Source organism: Aquimarina longa SW024, from assembly GCF_001401755.1.
In the GTDB taxonomy this organism is placed as follows: Bacteria; Bacteroidota; Bacteroidia; order Flavobacteriales; family Flavobacteriaceae; genus Aquimarina; species Aquimarina longa.
On sequence record NZ_AVQK01000029.1, the window covers coordinates 25164 to 43009 of the forward strand.

Here is a 17846-nt window from a genome sequence, read left to right on the forward strand (position 1 = left end):
ATCAATTAAAAAATTCTTGAGACATTTTATTGATAATACTTTTGTCAATTTTTTTACGAATTAAATAAACTATTCCAGTAAATAGAAAAATAGTTAAGGCCAATAGTAAACAAGCTAGTGCAGTGTTGCCAATAAGCTGTCCTAGCCAAATTGCTCCTGATACAGTTAAAAATATTAATCCTAAGAAAAGCAAGCCCCCAATAATAGCTAGCTTGCTAAAAAAAGAAAAAAATCTTGTTAATTGTTGGAAAATTTTGAGTTTGTAGTATTCTTTAGAAACTTTTATATAAGTTTCTCCAGAATCAAACGCTTTACTGGACGTTTCATTTATTGCATTGATCACACCCATTATGATTTCTGTAATTTTTTATTTTTAATCTTTAGTTCACTTAATTTCTTTTCGAGAGAAGTTATTACATCATCTGCTTTATAACTCGCATCAGAAATTAAGGATTCAATCTTAGTATCTAGTGTCTCTTTTTGAGTAGATAAAGTATTCGTTATTTGATGTTGTAAGCTAGAAGCTTCTCGTTCTAAATGATTTTTTGTTGCTTGTGTTTCTTTGGCTATTTTTCTTCTTGTATTTGCACCCTTATCTGGAGCAAATAAAATACCTAAAGTAGCCCCAATTGCAGTTCCTGCTATAATTCCTAGAAAAGTGTTGTTATTATTATTCATTGTTATTGTTTTTGAATTTGTAAATTATTTACTACAAAATTCTTAAAAAATAACAGTAAACTTTAACTCAAACAATATGGATGTTAACGGAAATGATTTCTAGTAAACGAATTGACAATTATATTAAAAGCATTTATACTATTATCATCTCTGGTATATTTTTGATGAGCTATCAAAATTTATAAATCACGACCAATATAATAACAACAATCCTCCTTTTTACGAAGGGAATTGTTAAAGACACACATCTTTATCTTAACTCTAATAAAGTATTCTTAGAATAAAAGAAACCATCATTGCAGAGCCATACTAAGCTTTTTGAAAAATTGATCACTGTATTGGTGGATCTACAAAAATATGAGGATGTAGATAAGAATTGAACTGATCTGATTTCTGCCATTGTCATTCTTTTTGTAGGAGTATGGGTAATTAATATTATAAGTCGAATGCTTCGAAAATTCTTTCAAAAAAAGAATCCATATTTATCTTCCTAACTTTTATTGCAGGAATATATGGAATGGACTTTGAATATATACCTGAACTCAAATACAAATACGGATATCATGTTCTACAGAGTATTATGATTTTGATTGGACTATTAATCTTTTTCAGAAAAAAGAAATGGTTACAAATCTATATAATTAACTAATAAACAACATAATAACTCCTTATCAATATCAATGTATTCTTTTTAAAATTGTATTTGAGGCATAATAGAGATCAAATGCGTTAATGTAACTCATAAAGTTTTGTTTCCTTTACAATATGTTAATTAGATCACTAATTATTTTAAAACATTCCTGATTAGGAAACTAAAATTTAGATATAAAAAACTAAACATAGTAATCATGATGAAGATATCCTTAATCGCATCATCTTTACACTACAAAATTGTTAGGTGTTTTCAATATAATTACTTGTTTTTAAATGAGTTAATTCTTTATTAAAAACTATCTAAAAATAAAACATTTTTTTTCTTAAGATCAAAAATAAATAATACTAACTTTTAAATAAAAATAAAATGGAAGAAATTATCAAAACTCAAAAAGCTTATAAAAAATTAGGTTTTACTTATCTAGAAACTGCTGAAATCGTAACGACTCTGAATCAACTTTTATCAAACTATATAGTACACTACCATAAGCTAAGAAGTTTTCATTGGAATGTTGAGGGGGGAGATTTTTTTGAACTACATGAACAGTTTGAGATTGAATATAATGAAGTAAAATCCCAAACAGATATCATTGCAGAGCGTATACGTATTTTTGGGCTAAAACCTAAACACACGTTAAAAGAGCATCTAGAATTATCCCAAATTGAAGAAGTAGAAAGAGAGCTAACACCAATAGCAATGGTAAAAGAAGTTCTAAAAGATTTTCATATAATACACAACACATTACTCGATGCTATAAATACTGCTTTGGAAGCAGGCGACTCTGCAACAGAAGAAATAGTAACACAGTTAATGAGACGTTTAGAAAAAAGGCATTGGATGTTTACTACTTGGTCTAAGCCATCATAGCCAATCATTTTAGCTTTCTACCAATTATATCCTTTTTAGGATTCCTCTTATTTTAACTGTGGTTTTAAGCCTTTTTTTATTAAAGAATTAACTTTAATAAATTTTAAAAGAATCAAATAGCTAGATTCATAGATAGAATTTTATCAATAAAATTTGAGTACAGCAGTATCATTTTTTTGATTCTGGATCAAAATTTTATAGTAATTAAGATGAATCACGTACAGAATATTTATAAATTATTAATATCAAAATGATGGAATTACACACAAAATACTTTAAAATATACTCTAGTTCTTTTTTTAAATTTTTAAAAGAATTACCTAGTGCTAGTAGATATGCAATACATAGGTAATATTTAATTATATAAAAAAATAACAAAATAGCTTTTATAATATTAATTATTAAAAATAATAAAAATGAAAACTAAAAATACAATACAAAGTCCTGGATTGCGAAAAAAAAAATTTGGAAGTAAAGCATTTCTTCGAAACGTTAAAAATAGAATTCACAAAATTTCTAAACCTAAAAAATTAGTAATGGGATAATTCTAAAAAATAATCACTCAATAATAACGTTAGAAAATATTATCTATTTAACACATCGAAAGATAAAATAGTAAACACACCTAACTTAACCTACTCTCAGGAAGATAAAGCTTCAAAAAGAATCTAAATATTAATAAGAAAAAACAAGTAGGGGTTAAAAGCAGTAATTATTAACTGCCCATATGATTACAAAAATTATATAACACTTTAGCTAGTTTTGTAGTAGTAAGACCTAAAATCGTTATGTTGGAGTACAATACTAAAGAAAATTTTGTCAGGAGTTATATAAAGCGACCAATATACTTAAAACTATTAGAGTCTATTGAGTATGTAATTGAAGAAAAAAATACATTAGGAGGTAGTAGAGCTAACTTTTTGATTATTTGTGGATAACGAAAATTTTAAGCCAATTTTTCAAGGAGTAATGGTTGGAATATTCGGGCAACAAGGCTTTGCTTTTACTACTGAAGGTGTTGTTATTTCTAACAAAAAAGAAAAATGGGACTCGTCAAAAGAATTAAAAAAACAAATCAATAAATTAGATATAAAACCTGATGATCTCGATTTTTCAAATACCTGATCTACTTAAATAAATTTGGTGTTAGTCGAGATTAAAATGAATACTGTTCAAACATACAACAAAGTTAATTTCGATAATAAGGGAAGTGCGAGTTTTGGTATATTCAGAATAGAAGATACACCCATTGGGAAAAGAAATTCAATAAACTGATAGGGAAAACAAGGTTTAAAGTAGAGCGTACTTTTGGAGGTATAAAAAGGTAGTTCTGCGGAGGTATAACAAGATACAGAGATATTAAAAAATGCATACTCAAAATCTTATGGAAGCTATGTGTTACAATTTGTATCGCAGTCTAGGGATAATTGCGTCTAATTCTCAAAATTAAGAGAAAAGAGCATTAGAAATAGGCAAAACCTTGACCAATAAGAGATGATTATTTTCTTTGGTTATGATGATATACGATAAATTAGTGCTTAATATTTCCTAAGTTTAGGGGTTAAAGGCTTGTTTATAGAAATATAACGAAGTAAAATTGTCGAATATATAAACTATACTTTCTAAGCTTCTAAAAAAGTTTTTTAGAAGATTTCCGTACAATTTTGTGCAAGATCGCAGACCTCTGAACTTTATAGTTTTTTAATTCGTCTGCACTACACTCTAAATAAGAAGCAATGATATCTAAATCTTGTGTAGGAATATCAGAATGATCCTGAACCATTAGATTACAATATCTATTAAAGGTTCTTCCTGTTTTCTGCAAAGCATTGATAATTTACAGTTTAATAACTTTGTATTTTGCTACTGGTAATTTTTCTTTGATACGATACTTGTAGTTCATAAGCCCAAAAATTGATGAATTAATAGTAATTTTTTTTACATTACAAAAATGATATTTCAAAAAGGTCAATATAAATATAAGATTGCTAATAATTAATATACAACTCTAATAATACTGTAAATCATGTGACAAAAATGACTTCCTCTAGTATATATTTTTCCTTTTCATGAAAATTTCTTCTAAAAATGTAAAACAAAATAAATTGATGATTGTACTAACTGATATTGTTAATAATTTTAACATGCTATCAGTAAAGTTTGATGTTCTGTTATAAACTCTGAAATTTCTTCTAAATCTTGTATTAAAAAGTTTGAACTCTGAGGGTTCGGGGTCACAAATTGAACAATTTTTACCGAAGCGAGACAATATTGTCTCGCTTTTTTGTTGATTATCATTACTTTTATATTCAGGAAATAAAGGATATATATCCTTTATACAATTGTTAGCATTAATATGAATAAAGATATAGAGATAATCGAAAAAGACTGGTTCGAAAGTGGAATCACTAATGAGCAAGTAAAGGCATATATTGAATATATACTCTCATACAAGAGAAAATATTTAAATTGGTACTTGTCGAAACGAAAAAAAGCTCGCCAAAATTCTTGGAAACATTTGTTACCAGCCTTAATATTTTTTGGTTTGAGTTTAATTCTTCCTTTACTTACGGGTATAGAGACTGGCGACAATTATAAAATAGATAATAGTACTTTTTATGCTCTTGGGTATATTTCCCTAATACTCTCTACATTATTATTATTAGCCGACAGATTGTTCATTCATTCTAAAAGTTGGATTAGGTATACTATTACTTTAAATCAAATAGAAATCATCAGTTCTAAATATTACGCAAAATGGATTATCAACTTGCCCCAAATTGACTCTAATATTGACGGAATTATTCAATTGCTAAATGAATTTGACAATGAATTAAAAGAACTAATCAAAACGGAAACGGATAATTGGAAAGATTTATTCACAGGACAACTGGATGAATTTAATAAACAAGCAAGTGATCGATTAAAAAGCTCAGAAAAGAAAATATCAGACTTTATAGATGAATCAAAAAACAATTCTTTAAAGTCTAATAAGGTTAATCTTGAAATAAAATTAACTGACATAAAACCTGTTCAAGAAGTGAAAATGGAGCTTTATTTAGACGAAAAGAAAATATATGATAACCAATTAGACTTAAAGTATCCTAAATGGGACATTTCAAATATATTTATTGGAACTTATAGATTAGTATTTGACATAAATGAAAATGGTAAATTTATAAGAAAAGATAGCCGATATATTACACTAAAGGGAGAAAAAGAAGTACATACAGAATTGATACAAATAAATACTAATACTAACAATGACTATAAGTAATTGCTTGAGTATGGTAAGTGCCAATCAGAAAATTCTTAGAATTTTCCTCAGATTTATGCCTTTTTGCTATCTTAGTACTTTAAGAAACTACTCATAGCCGAGACGTTGTCATTAATTTGAAGGTAAATAAATGATTAAAGAAAATTCGGGAAAAATATTCAGATTTAAACTTGACCATAATTTAGGATTCGGATTTGCCGAAATCTATGACTTTACGGATATTTCAGAATTTGATGGAAGATTAATCTATGTTTTTAACTTAATTGATAAAGAGGAAAAGTCCAAATACGATTTAAAGGAGATAATAGAGTCTGGAATCTCATTAGGTCCAATAAGGAGTGTTAGTTTTCCCGGAACAAGAGGTAAATATGCTTCAAAATATATAGGACAAAGAACCGATTTACTGATTAATAAGATTCCTAAAACGAAAGAATTTCAAGGTATACTAATAAGTGAGACTAATTGGAATAATTTAACAAAATGGTACCGCTCAGATAAATTTGAACAGCTTGATTCTAGATTTATGAATTATAGTGAATTGAGAAATTTGGAAACTCGAACTTTAAGTTCAATTTCTGGAATTTCAACAAAATTTACCATGAAAAAAATCATAGATGAGAACAAAAAGGTCTCGGATTTTTACGATTTAAGTCAAAGAGGAAATTTGAATTTATTTATACAACTAATAAATACTTACTATCCGATTGAGATAACTGAAAAACTATTGTCATTGGAAATAAAAAACTAATGACAACACCAAGTATGATGTCATAACAGCTAGGCGATGAATCGAAAGGTTATTGTATTTTTGGTAAGGCGCAATACTTGCAAAAAGTAAAATTAGCAATCAATGCGTTGTTTTTGTCGAAAACAGGGTAACATTTTGCTCTGCTACGACACATATATTAAACGTTCTAAGCCATTGGAACAAACCTACAAACAGTCTTTACAAATCCCAGTCAGAACACAATTTACATTTTGAACTTCATAGCCATTAGGAACTGAATACTCAACAGGAACTTCCAAGCATTCAATCGTATCACACGACAAACACTGAAAATGAAAATGATGTTGAATAACTTCTTGTGGATTCTCACATTTTTTACAAATGGCAAAATACTGTTTCCCGTCTTCTGCAACAATTTTGTGGACTATCTCATCCTCACAAAACCTGTTCAATACTCTATAAATCGTAGCCCTATTGATTTTAATATCCAACTGCATTTCAATAGCATCTTGACTTAAAGCCTTTCTCGAATTTAACAGTAAGTTCAACACTGCTTCTTTTGTAGGTGTATTTCTTCGATTCATGTGTTATTGCGAATTAGTTGCAATAATACAAAAGATTGTATATTTGTCAAAAATCACTATTGCGACAATTTCGCATTTAATGTGTGAATCAATGACACGCAGAGAAATAATAAAACTATTTGAAGCATCAGGTTTAGCACTTACACCATCTAGACCATTAACTCTCTTTACTCAATACAATAACAAAATGGATAAAAAAGAATTTGAAGTAATTATAATAGGCGGAAGTTATGCCGGACTTTCAACAGCAATGACATTAGGTCGTTCACTTCGCGAGACTTTGGTAATTGACGCAGGAAAACCGTGCAATCAGCAAACACCACATTCGCATAATTTTCTAACTCAAGACGGAAGTACGCCAAAGGAAATTTCTGAAATTGCAAAAAGTCAAGTTACAAAATACGACAGTGTCAGATTCTATGACGGACTTGCAGTTAGCGGAAAAAGGAGCAATAAAGGATTTGAAATAACTACTTCAAAAGGAGATATTTTTACGGCAAAGAAATTGATTTTAGCAACAGGAATTAAAGACTTAATGCCAGATATAAAAGGTTTTTCAGAATGTTGGGGAATTTCAGTTGTTCATTGTACATATTGTCACGGATACGAAATAAGAAACAAGAAAACTGCCATAATTGCCAATGGAGAAAGAGCGTTTCATCTCTCTTCTTTAGTGAATAATTTAACCAAAGAAATCACAATAATCACCTCGGATAAAAAAGACTTTGATGAAAACCAACTTGCAAAGTTAAAACAACACAATATTCAAATCATTGAAAAAGAAATTTCTGAAATAAAACATCAAAATGGACAATTGGAAAAAATCGTATTCAAAGATGGCAGTACAGAAATCTTTGAATGTGCTTACGCTTCTATTCCATTTGAGCAAAATTCAAATATACCAAAAGAGTTGGGTTGTAAACTCACTGAAAACGGACATATTGAAGTGAGTTTTATGCAAAAAACCACAGAAGAAGACATTTTTGCTTGTGGAGACAACAGTACAATGATGCGTTCGGTTTCAATGGCAGTTAGCAGTGGAACCATAACAGGTGCAATGGTAAATCACGAATTGACGCAAGAAAATTTTTGATATGGTAGAAGGCTGAATTGACAAAATCATTTTTTGTAGAAAGTTTGGTAAAAAACATTTTAATTCCCGGAATTGGATATGGACGAAATGCCCAAACATTTATCCAAAATGGAATAAAAGTAAACGGAATTGAAATTTCAAAAACAGCCATTGAACTCGCTAAAAAACATTATGGAAATGAAATGACCATTTTTCACGGCTCTGTAATGAAAATGCCTTTTGATGGCAAAAAATATGACGGAATATTTTGTTACGCTCTTATTCATTTATTGGACAGCAAAGAAAGAAAAAAACTAATCCAAGACTGTTACAATCAACTAACCGAAAACGGATTTATGGTTTTTTACAGCTATAAATAAAAACGCACCTCAATTTGGACAAGGCGAATTGATAAGTAAAGACTGTTACGAAATTCATAAAGGGGGCGAAAATATTCTATTACGACCGAGAATCTGTTAAAGATGAGTTTGAAAAATACGGACTTTTTGAAATCACAGAAATGAACGAAAAACAACCAATGTATATAAGCCATAGCTGAATTGATAATCTGTCTATGGCTTTTTTGTATATTTAAAGTTAATACTAATCTGAAAAGTTAGTGCATAAATCCGCTACGGCTCATATACGAGACCGTTAGCTACAAACTCCAAAAAAAGAGAATTGAATCAACATGCAAAGTTTACTCCAAGAAATAAGCAATAGATGTTTTTTGACTCCAGAGTTACAACAACACATTGCAATTAATTTCGAAGAAATATTAGTTCGAAAAGGGGAAAAAATATTAGTCCAAGGCAATAGAGCCAACTATTTATATTTCACAAAAAAAGGAGTATTGCACACTTATTATTACCACGATGGTAAACAAATATCTTCATGGTTCTATGCAGAGAATTATTTTATAACCTCATGGTATAGCTTCTATGCACAAAATCAGAGTTTTGAAGAAATCGAATGTTTAGAAGATTGTATATTATATCGAATTAGCTACAAAAATTATCAAAGATTAATAGCAGATTTCCCAGCTTTTGGAAATTTTGCTAGATTACTTGCCGAAGAGATGCTTACGTTTATTGACAAGTTCTCCAAAGGTTGGTCGTTTTTAACAGCAAAAGAGAAGTATGATTTACTACTAACATATTTTCCTGATATAGAATTAAGGGTGAAACTGGGCTATATTGCTTCTTTTCTTGGAATTTCACAAGAAACACTAAGTAGAATTAGAAAGTAAATTTTGATATAGGTCAAAAAATATCAGTTAAAACTACCTCATTTTTGTACAAAATATTTAAGAAATGAAAAACGCAACTATAGTATTCAGGAGCTTAGCCATAATAATTTTTATTTCGGGTGTTGCACACTTGATAAGTTATATGACTCCAAAAGACGACTTAAAATATGGCTATGAAGAATCTATAGATTCGTATGAAAACCAGAAGGATTCTAAAAATAAAAATTTAGAGAAAAGAGCAAACTATAATCCTGAAACTGATTACTTAGAAGGAAGTTGGAGAATTAGCTATTACAGTGAGGATTTTAAAGGAACCGTAGTTTATAACATCAAGAAAGAAGGTAAACGGTTTAATGCTTATTCATATCAATATGAAGATGAAAATGGGTATACTGAGCAGGCAGAAAACTCTAAAGTACTGACGATTAAAAGTTTTGACGGCTACAAAGGTGAGGGTGTTTATACTGTTCAATATGAGCAACAAGAATATCAAATAGAATGTCAAATTGATATGGTAGATGAAAATACTTTCAAACTTAGCTACAACCATTATGGTTATAGTGATGTAGAAACTTGGAAAAGACAATAACCATGATAGAATTCTTACCAAAAAAACTTGATTGGGTAGATGTGAATTATTGGTTTTACATCTTTAACGAATTAAGTTTAATCTATTTAATTATTCCATTTTTTGTGTTGGAATTAATTAGATACGCGTATTTAAAAAGACTTAACAAGGACTTAATCTTAGATAGCATAGCCAATATCATAACCTTTGGAGGGTTCTTCTTAATAGAAATTGTTTTAGGTCTTCTGACCATAACCAAAGTCTACTTCTGGATATATAATAACTTTAGTTTACCCCATTTGGAACTAAATTGGATAACAGTTATTGCCTGTATCTTACTTGCGGATTTTGCCTATTACTGGGAACATAGAATGATGCATAGAATTGCTATTGGTTGGGCAACACATACGGTACACCATAGTTCACCTCATTTTAATATGTCTGTGGCATACAGGTTTGGTCCTTTAGATGCTATTATGCCTATTCTATTTTCTTTACCAATAGTCATGTTGGGTTTCGACCCTATTTTAGTCTTGCTGTCCGAAGTTTTTGTTCAAGTTTTTCAAACCTTATTACATACAGAAATCATAGGAAAACTAACAAAACCTGTCGAATATATTTTTAACACACCATCGCACCATCGTGTACATCATGGTTCTAATCGACAATACTGGGACAAAAACTATGCAGGGATTTTGATAATTTGGGACAGAATGCTCGGTACGTTTGAACCTGAAGTAGAAAAAGTGCGTTACGGAATTTCAGAACCCTTGAAGAGTAATAATCCTATAAAAGTATTTTTTCATGGTATTTCGCGTCTCATTGGAAAACTAAAAAAAGTAAATGGATTTAAAAATAAGCTATTGGTCTTTATAAAACCGCCTGATTGGATACCAACAAACAATACAAGTAATCTAACTGGTAAATAAAAGAAAATGTCATTGAATAATCCATTTTTTGCAGATATATCAACTTATTCTCCTCAAAAAACCATGTCGTTTTATAAAAATGTTTTTGGATGGAACTACTATAAGAGTGATGATTACTATTCCGCATTTCTAGAAAATAAAGAAGTTACAGGCTTGTACGAAACTCCCGAGAAATTCAAACAAATGCGGATGCCCCATTTTTGGATGACGTATATTCTAGTGGATAATGTAGAAACTACAGTTGAAAAAGCCAGACAACTTGGAGGTATAATTGAAATGCAATATAAAATGAGAAGTTTTGGTAAAGTTGCTTTAATAAGAGACCCTCAGGGCGCAGGTTTCACGATTTATGAAAGTGACCAACTAAAAAATACCTGCACAAAAAATTCAAAAAACACACTCATCTGGAATGAACTTCATGTTTCTGATATACAAAAAGTTATTTCATTTTATCAAGGAATTTTTCAATGGAAAATCATACAAAGTAAGAATGAATCATATCAAGTAATTAATACCGAAGGTGATTATGTAGCCGATATAATAGAAATTCAAAATAAATACAAAGGCAAATATGAATACTGGGTATGCACTTTTGGGGTGGAAGATGTAACAACTTCAAAAAAACTCATACTGGAAAACGGAGGAAGCCTAATCTCTGAAGAAAAAGATCGTATGATGTTTGCAGATAATTCTAACGAAGCATTTTTTTATATTAAAGCAGTTTAAAAGAGTCAGTAGCTAACAACGATCTCTTACGATGATATTTTCTTATCTCAGGAACTAAACTCCAAATTTATTGTAAAAAAAGGGATTTCTGAACTAAGTTTAAGCAATAAAAAATCTTATTTAATTAACGATAAAATAATTAAAAAAAGAATATTGATTAATAAAACGTTTTGGACTAATAAAAAACATTATGTATATAAGGAAGGAAATAAATTAGGTGTTTTAGATAAACTAGGAAACATAATATTCTATCCTCAATATAACGAAATTAACCCTAAAAATTACTACCCAAATTCTAAACTTAATTATATGCTTTTTGTTAGTAATAATAACAAATGGGGAGTTGTAAATATAAAAAACGAAATAATAGCTCCCTTAAAATTTGAATCGGTTGATTTTGCAAATAGTAATTATCTGATTGTAGGCATCAATCAATTTAAACACCTCTACGATACTAACAATAAAAAATTATTGGAAGGATTTTCTTTTGAAAAATTTATATTTTTTCCATATTACTCAAGGTTAGAAAAAAACAATAAAGAAACATTAATAGATAACTCTACCTTTGACTTAATTTTTCCTTTCAAGTATGATGAAATCCATTTCGAAGATAAAATAGATTTGTTCATTGTTAAATCAAAAAACAAGTATAGAGTAATTAATCTAAAGGGGGAATAAGTTATACCTATTGAATATGATTATTTAGAGGTTTGTTCCTGTGAAAAAACAAAATATTTAGTTCAAAAATTATTTCAAAAATAAAAAGGCCATACTTGATTACAGCAAAAAAGTATAGTTCTTACAATTATTCTTTTTCTGTTTTTTTACTTTTTTTTCTGTATTAATTGGGATTTTAGGATTTATCATAATTAAAAAAGGCTGGGGTAATACGCCATATATTATGTCTAAAGCATAAAAATATTGATGTTTATACATGCTTATATTAAATTAAAAATTTATAAATTTATGTTAATAAAAAATTACCCTCTAACATGAATTTCAATATATGTATAAGAATATTTCTGAATCTTCTTTATTGGAAGCTAAAACTGAGGGGGAATATCTAAAAAAAGAACTTTACGCACTTATTAGAAAAGATGAATCGATTTTTGATTTTATACAAGAATCAGCACTAGATGGTATATGGTTTTGGGATTTGGATAATCCTGAAAATGGATGGATGAATCCTAAATTTTGGAATACTTTTGGGTATAACCCAAAAGATATACCACATCAATCTTCTGTCTGCCTAGATATTATTAATAAAGAAGATCTTGCTCAAGCTATTAACGATTTTAATAAGCATTGTAAAAATCCTATGCACCCATATGATCAGGTCGTTAGATACCAACATAAAATGGGCAATACGGTTTGGATTCATTGTAAAAGTATTGTTATAAGAGATGAAAAGGGAAAACCAGTAAGAATGCTTGGTGCTCATACCGACATTACTAAACTAAAAAAAACAGAGTTAAACTTACAAAAACAAGTAGAACATTACCAACATATCATTGACGGAACTAATATTGGTACTTGGGAGTGGAATGTCCAATCGGGCGAAGTTATTTATAATGAAAGATGGGCTAAAATAATAGGGTATTCACTTTTAGAATTACACCCAACATCTATTAAAACTTGGACCAATAATGTTCACCCAGATGATTTTAAAAAATCAGAACAAGCACTACAAGATCATTTTGAAGGCAAGACACCTATTTATGAGTTAGAAGCTCGTATGAAACATAAAAATGGTGATTGGGTATGGATACTAGCTAGAGGTAAAGTAGTAAGTTGGACGGTAAAAGGTGAGCCAGAATGGATGATAGGGGCACATCAAGAAATAACAAAACAAAAGAAAGATCAGGAAAAGTACAGGCTTTTTATAGAACAAGCTCCTAGTACCATAGCTATGTTTGATACTAATATATGCTATATAGCTTACTCTAAAAAGTGGATAGCTGACTATAAGTTAAAGGATGAAAATATTATTGGAAAATCACACTATGAAATTTTTCCAGAAATTGGGAGTGAATGGAAACAAGATCACCAAGATTGTTTGAGTGGAAAGATTTTAAGATGTGATGAAGATCGATTTGAAAGAGAAGATGGATCAGTCCAATGGATATCTTGGGAATTACATCCCTGGTATAAAGATGATAATAAAATTGGTGGAATTATTATGCTTACTGCTGATATTACTAGAACAAAAGAAGCTGAAATCAAACTAAAAGTAAGTGAAAAAACATTCAGGGGTAATTTTGAAAATGCCGCAATAGGAATGGCAATAACTGGTCTTGATGGTAAATGGAGTAAAGTTAATGAGACGTTGTGTAACATTTTAGGATATACTTCGGAAGAGCTAATGAGACTGAATTTTCAGGACATTACACATCCTGATGATCTCGAAGCAGATTTAGATCTTGTTCAGGAGTTACTGGATGGAAAAAGATCTTTTTATCATATGGAAAAAAGATACCTTCATAAAAATAAGGGAATAGTAAATGTAATACTATCTGCCTCAATAATTAGAGATGAAAATGAATCTCCGTTATATTTTATCTCACAAGTAACAGATATTACTCCTAGAATTCATGCACGTGAAAAATTAGAGAAAGCCTTATCACAATTAGAAGGGATTTTTGAGGCTAGTACAAGAGTTAGTATTGTACAAACAGATTTAAATGGTGTTATTACTAAATTTAATAAGGGAGCAGAGAATTTATTAGGGTATAAACGGGCAGAAGTTGTTGGAAAGGAAACTATAAAAATCATACATCTTAAAGAAGAAATGCTAAAGTATGGTGAGGAATTATCAAGTAAATTAGAGAGAAAAGTTGACGGTTTTAATATCTTCAAAATTTCTTTAAAAAAAGAAAAACATATCACTAAAGAATGGACACATGTTAGAAAAGATGGAACGCAATTCCCAGTACAATTAACTACAACAGCCATAAAAAATGCTGATAAAATAACAGGGTATTTGGGTGTTGCAACAGATATAAGTGAAATTAAAAAAGTAGAAAAAGAAATAAAATCTTTATTACAAGTAGCAAATGATCAAAATGAAAGACTTAAGAATTTTGCGCACATCGTATCTCATAATTTAAAATCACATTCAGGTAACTTTAATATGCTGCTAGATTTTTACATTCAGGAAAACCCAAGTATAGAAAATGATGAGATCATTAAGTTATTTAGAATGGCATCTCGTAATTTAACAGAAACTATATCTCACCTTAATGAAGTGGTTTTAATGAATACTTCTGTAGATCAGAATTTAGTACGATTAAATCTCAATCTAGCAATAACTAAAGTGATGAGTGGTATCACATTGAGTGCCCGAAAAGCTGAAGTTACTATTATTAATAGAGTTGATAAAAGTGTTAACGTTCTTGGTGTTTGTGCTTACATGGATAGTATTCTACTCAATTTTATTACTAATAGTATAAAATACAGATCTCTTGAAAGAGATAGTTATGTAATTCTTAATACTTATATAGATGGGGATTTCGTAGTATTAACTGTAAAAGATAATGGTTTAGGAATAGATCTAAACGCACATCATGCAAAACTTTTTGGAATGTATAAAACTTTTCATCAAAATGAAGATGCACGAGGAATAGGATTATTTATAACTAAAAATCAAGTTGAGGCCCTTGGAGGTAAAATTGACGTTGAGAGTAAGGTCAATCAAGGCACAACATTTAAAATTTATTTGAAACATGAAAAAAATTGATATAGCCTGTATTATTGATGATGATCCCATATTTATTTTTGGGGTAAAAAAAGTGATGAGCCTTGCTGGTGCGTGTAATAATTTTTTAATTTACCGTAATGGTAAAGAAGCATTAGATGCATTGTCTTCATTGATTTCTGCAAACGAGAAATTACCAGATATTATACTTTTAGATCTTAATATGCCTATCTTAGACGGTTGGCAATTTCTAGAAAGATTTGTCAAAGTACCTGTTCCTAAAAAAGTTATAATTTATATTGTATCTTCTTCAGTAGATCCAAAAGATGTATTAAGAGCAAAATCTTACGCAATGGTTAGTAATTATATTGTAAAACCAATTACTATGGATAAATTGATGAGCGTATTAGAAGATATAGAGAATGTGTAGATGAAAAACAATTCTAATTCAATTTAACTCTCAATTTAGAAATGAAAAGAAGTTTATCTTTAATTATATATTGTGTCTTTATTGGGTAAACTTAGACAAAGTTTCAGGATTCATGGAACCGTAGGAGCTAAACTTACTTTTTCTTTTTTGAAATAAACATAGATTATACCATAACTAAATACAAAGGCGGGCTTTTTGTCTAAGGTTTAGTTTTTTAAAAAGTTGGAACTAAGTTCCAAAAAGCATATGATTTTAGATTCTTGTATTCAACGACAGATTATTTCATAGTTACAAGAATTATTTATAAAAAATATTGTTTTAGTTAAGGGTAAAGATAAAATGCAATTACTTTCCTTCATTGTAATAGTAGTATTATATTCAACGCTCTCGATGTAGGAAGTGTATCAAGAATTTTAGCGAAATTACAGATAGATTTTGGTTTAGATTAAAAAAAAAGATAAGGTTCATAGTTATCTATATTGATTACTCTAAAGGTATACAATTCATAGGATCGAACTTATCATTCAGTACGAATCTTTCCTTGGAAGTCAAATCTGTTTTATCTTTTTCTTAATTTATTGTTTTTATCAATGTTGGTGTATTTATGAAGTTTTATGCTTTGTAATTAATTTGAAAAGCAACCAATAGAATTTGTTCATAGAGTTCTAAAAAGTTCGAATATGTTGGTTTTGCGTCATACACCCCCATTTTTATAATCCCACTCATATCCTCAGTAGTAAAAGCAAAGTCTTGTTACCCGAATACTCCAACCATTACTCCTTGAAAAATTGGTTTAAAATTATTATTGTCCTCAATGGTATTTTCTTTGAGTATCCTTTGCTTTAATTTTTTATTAGGATTTTGCTTAACGCATCCTACTAAAAAAATAATAAAACACAAAAAAAAATAGATATATTCATAGCGAATTATAATTACTATTAGTTTAAAATGAAATTACATTTTTAAAGTGTAATTAAGTATTATTTTTCAAAAATTATATGAATTATCTTTTTAATACATTTACATTACAATGATTGCATAATGAAGAAAAACAAATCTATTCATAAAAAAAGTAAAAGATCAAAGTCTTCCCAAAGTTTAGGAAAAGCTCCGGGAACTGTAGTATATATAGGTGAAAAAGAAAATATTGAAACTAAAATAGAGATTCAGGATTATACTAAAGACAATCACAATGTTTCTGAAACAAATAATATTGAAGACGCTTTTACATTTAAAGGAAATGATCATATTACTTGGATTAACATAAATGGATTAAACCACACTAAAGAGATTATAAGAATAGGTGAATTTTATGGCTTACACCCTTTATTATTGGAGGATATTGTAAATACCGATCAAAGACCTAAAATAGATGAATATGAAAACTATATTTTTCTGGTTCTTAAGATGATGTACTTCAATAATAATCAAGAGTTTATTGTAGAGCATATTTCTGTAGTATTAGGTAAGGATTATGTAATTACTTTTCAAGAATCTGATGAGGATATTTTTGATCCCGTAAGAATACGAATTAGTAACTCAAAAAGTCGAATCCGTAATTCTGGAGCTGGCTATCTGGCATACTCTTTACTAGATGCTATTTTTGATAATTATTTTGTAGTGATTGATGATCTCGGTGATAAAGTAGAACAAATAGAAGAAGAACTTTTTAACGAGAAAGATGGTGATAATATCACACAAGAAATACAATCTCTTAAACGCGAAATCTTACGCATTAGAAGAAGTATATTACCACTTAGAGAGGTCATTGGTAGAATTGTTAAATCTGAAACAGATCTTATCCTAGAGAAAAATAAAGACTACTATAGAGACTTATATGATCATATCATTCACATCCAAGAGAATATCGATGTTTATCGAGAAATGATATGGGGACTCATGGATATGTATATGACTACGATTAGTAATAAAATGAATGGTATTATGAAAGTACTTACAATAATCGCAACCATATTTATTCCCCTAACTTTTATTGCAGGAATATATGGAATGAACTTTGAATATATGCCTGAACTCAAATACAAATACGGATATCATGTTCTATGGAGTATTATGATTTTGATTTTTATTGGACTATTAATCTTTTTCAGAAAAAAGAAATGGTTATAAACCTATATAACTAACTAATAAACAACACAATAACCCCTTATCAATATCAATATATTCTTTTTAAAATTGTATTTGAGACATCATCTTTACACTACAAAATTGTTAGGCATTTGCAATATAATCACTTGTTTTTAAAGGAGTTAATTCTTTGCTGAAAATTATCTAAAATAAAATGGAAGAAATTATCAAAACTCAAAAAGCTTATAAAAAATTAGGCTTTACTTATCTAGAAACTCCTGAAATCATAACGACTCTGAATC

The 17846-nt window shown here is 29.1% G+C and carries 21 protein-coding genes; 17 read left to right on the forward strand and 4 right to left on the reverse strand.

Going from position 1 to position 17846, the window contains the following annotated elements; all coding sequences use genetic code 11:
• Position 1 precedes the first annotated feature (1 nt).
• Together N456_RS07165 and N456_RS07170 are read right to left on the reverse strand one after the other, a co-directional pair.
• A complete protein-coding gene (locus tag N456_RS07165) occupies positions 2-349 on the reverse strand; it encodes a hypothetical protein (protein WP_062055399.1) in 348 nt (115 codons plus the stop codon).
• Positions 349-678 carry a YtxH domain-containing protein gene (locus N456_RS07170; RefSeq protein WP_062055401.1) on the reverse strand — a complete coding sequence of 110 codons (330 nt, stop codon included), beginning with the start codon at positions 676-678 and terminating at the stop codon, positions 349-351. Before N456_RS07170 ends, N456_RS07165 begins: the two co-directional genes overlap by 1 nt.
• 404 nt (positions 679-1082) lie before the next feature.
• On the opposite strand from N456_RS07170, the gene N456_RS25360 reads away from it, so the two are divergent.
• The 5 genes from N456_RS25360 to N456_RS07180 all read left to right on the forward strand — a co-directional run bounded on the left by N456_RS25360 (position 1083) and on the right by N456_RS07180 (position 3325).
• On the forward strand, positions 1083-1172 hold the full coding sequence (locus N456_RS25360; RefSeq protein ID WP_420834724.1) for a hypothetical protein: 90 nt from the start codon (positions 1083-1085) through the stop codon (positions 1170-1172).
• A complete protein-coding gene (locus tag N456_RS23670; protein WP_082422466.1) occupies positions 1136-1327 on the forward strand; it encodes a CorA family divalent cation transporter in 192 nt (63 codons plus the stop codon). The genes N456_RS25360 and N456_RS23670 overlap by 37 nt, the downstream gene beginning before the upstream one ends.
• A 372-nt stretch (positions 1328-1699) precedes the next feature.
• Complete coding sequence (locus N456_RS07175) at positions 1700-2200, forward strand: Dps family protein (RefSeq protein WP_062055403.1); 501 nt, start codon at positions 1700-1702, stop codon at positions 2198-2200.
• 788 nt (positions 2201-2988) lie between these two features.
• The gene (locus tag N456_RS25365) at positions 2989-3138 is read left to right on the forward strand and encodes a DUF3124 domain-containing protein (protein WP_082422467.1); all 150 of its coding nucleotides are present in this window, start codon (positions 2989-2991) and stop codon (positions 3136-3138) included.
• Positions 3131-3325 carry a DUF3124 domain-containing protein gene (locus N456_RS07180; protein ID WP_062055405.1) on the forward strand — a complete coding sequence of 65 codons (195 nt, stop codon included), beginning with the start codon at positions 3131-3133 and terminating at the stop codon, positions 3323-3325. The genes N456_RS25365 and N456_RS07180 overlap by 8 nt, the downstream gene beginning before the upstream one ends.
• Before the next feature lie 505 nt (positions 3326-3830).
• Here N456_RS07180 and N456_RS24040 read toward each other — a convergent pair.
• Positions 3831-4025, reverse strand: a complete 195-nt coding sequence (locus N456_RS24040) for a hypothetical protein (protein WP_148639225.1) — start codon at positions 4023-4025, stop codon at positions 3831-3833.
• 531 nt (positions 4026-4556) lie between these two features.
• On the opposite strand from N456_RS24040, the gene N456_RS07185 reads away from it, so the two are divergent.
• On the forward strand, positions 4557-5477 hold the full coding sequence (locus tag N456_RS07185) for an SLATT domain-containing protein (RefSeq protein ID WP_062055406.1): 921 nt from the start codon (positions 4557-4559) through the stop codon (positions 5475-5477).
• A 130-nt stretch (positions 5478-5607) separates the two neighbouring features.
• On the forward strand, positions 5608-6225 hold the full coding sequence (locus tag N456_RS07190; RefSeq protein WP_062055408.1) for a hypothetical protein: 618 nt from the start codon (positions 5608-5610) through the stop codon (positions 6223-6225).
• Between the two features lie 185 nt (positions 6226-6410).
• Here the strand turns inward: N456_RS07190 and N456_RS07195 are convergent, their stop codons facing one another.
• Complete coding sequence (locus N456_RS07195; protein ID WP_062055410.1) at positions 6411-6788, reverse strand: Fur family transcriptional regulator; 378 nt, start codon at positions 6786-6788, stop codon at positions 6411-6413.
• A gap of 187 nt (positions 6789-6975) precedes the next feature.
• Between N456_RS07195 and N456_RS07200 the strand changes: the two genes are divergently transcribed.
• The 10 genes from N456_RS07200 (at position 6976) to corA (ending at position 17586) form a co-directional block, all read left to right on the forward strand.
• Entirely contained in the window at positions 6976-7881 is a 906-nt protein-coding gene (locus N456_RS07200; RefSeq protein WP_062055459.1) for an NAD(P)/FAD-dependent oxidoreductase, read from the forward strand.
• Positions 7882-7898: 17 nt separating this feature from the next.
• The gene (locus N456_RS07205; RefSeq protein ID WP_240315498.1) at positions 7899-8240 is read left to right on the forward strand and encodes a class I SAM-dependent methyltransferase; all 342 of its coding nucleotides are present in this window, start codon (positions 7899-7901) and stop codon (positions 8238-8240) included.
• A 311-nt stretch (positions 8241-8551) separates the two neighbouring features.
• Positions 8552-9109 (forward strand): Crp/Fnr family transcriptional regulator, encoded by a 558-nt coding sequence (locus tag N456_RS07210; protein WP_062055413.1) that lies wholly within the window; start codon positions 8552-8554, stop codon positions 9107-9109.
• A gap of 64 nt (positions 9110-9173) precedes the next feature.
• Positions 9174-9698 carry a hypothetical protein gene (locus tag N456_RS07215; RefSeq protein WP_148639226.1) on the forward strand — a complete coding sequence of 175 codons (525 nt, stop codon included), beginning with the start codon at positions 9174-9176 and terminating at the stop codon, positions 9696-9698.
• 2 nt (positions 9699-9700) lie between these two features.
• On the forward strand, positions 9701-10606 hold the full coding sequence (locus tag N456_RS07220) for a sterol desaturase family protein (RefSeq protein ID WP_062055417.1): 906 nt from the start codon (positions 9701-9703) through the stop codon (positions 10604-10606).
• Between the two features lie 6 nt (positions 10607-10612).
• Positions 10613-11332, forward strand: a complete 720-nt coding sequence (locus N456_RS07225; protein ID WP_082422468.1) for a VOC family protein — start codon at positions 10613-10615, stop codon at positions 11330-11332.
• A 153-nt stretch (positions 11333-11485) separates the two neighbouring features.
• Positions 11486-12010 carry a WG repeat-containing protein gene (locus tag N456_RS07230; RefSeq protein WP_062055421.1) on the forward strand — a complete coding sequence of 175 codons (525 nt, stop codon included), beginning with the start codon at positions 11486-11488 and terminating at the stop codon, positions 12008-12010.
• Between the two features lie 328 nt (positions 12011-12338).
• Positions 12339-15068, forward strand: a complete 2730-nt coding sequence (locus N456_RS07235) for a PAS domain S-box protein (protein WP_062055423.1) — start codon at positions 12339-12341, stop codon at positions 15066-15068.
• Positions 15055-15456 carry a response regulator gene (locus N456_RS07240; protein ID WP_062055425.1) on the forward strand — a complete coding sequence of 134 codons (402 nt, stop codon included), beginning with the start codon at positions 15055-15057 and terminating at the stop codon, positions 15454-15456. The genes N456_RS07235 and N456_RS07240 overlap by 14 nt, the downstream gene beginning before the upstream one ends.
• 1041 nt (positions 15457-16497) lie before the next feature.
• Positions 16498-17586: a magnesium/cobalt transporter CorA gene (corA, locus tag N456_RS07245; protein WP_062055428.1), complete on the forward strand. Its 1089-nt coding sequence runs from the start codon at positions 16498-16500 to the stop codon at positions 17584-17586.
• The last annotated feature ends 260 nt before the right edge of the window (positions 17587-17846 follow it).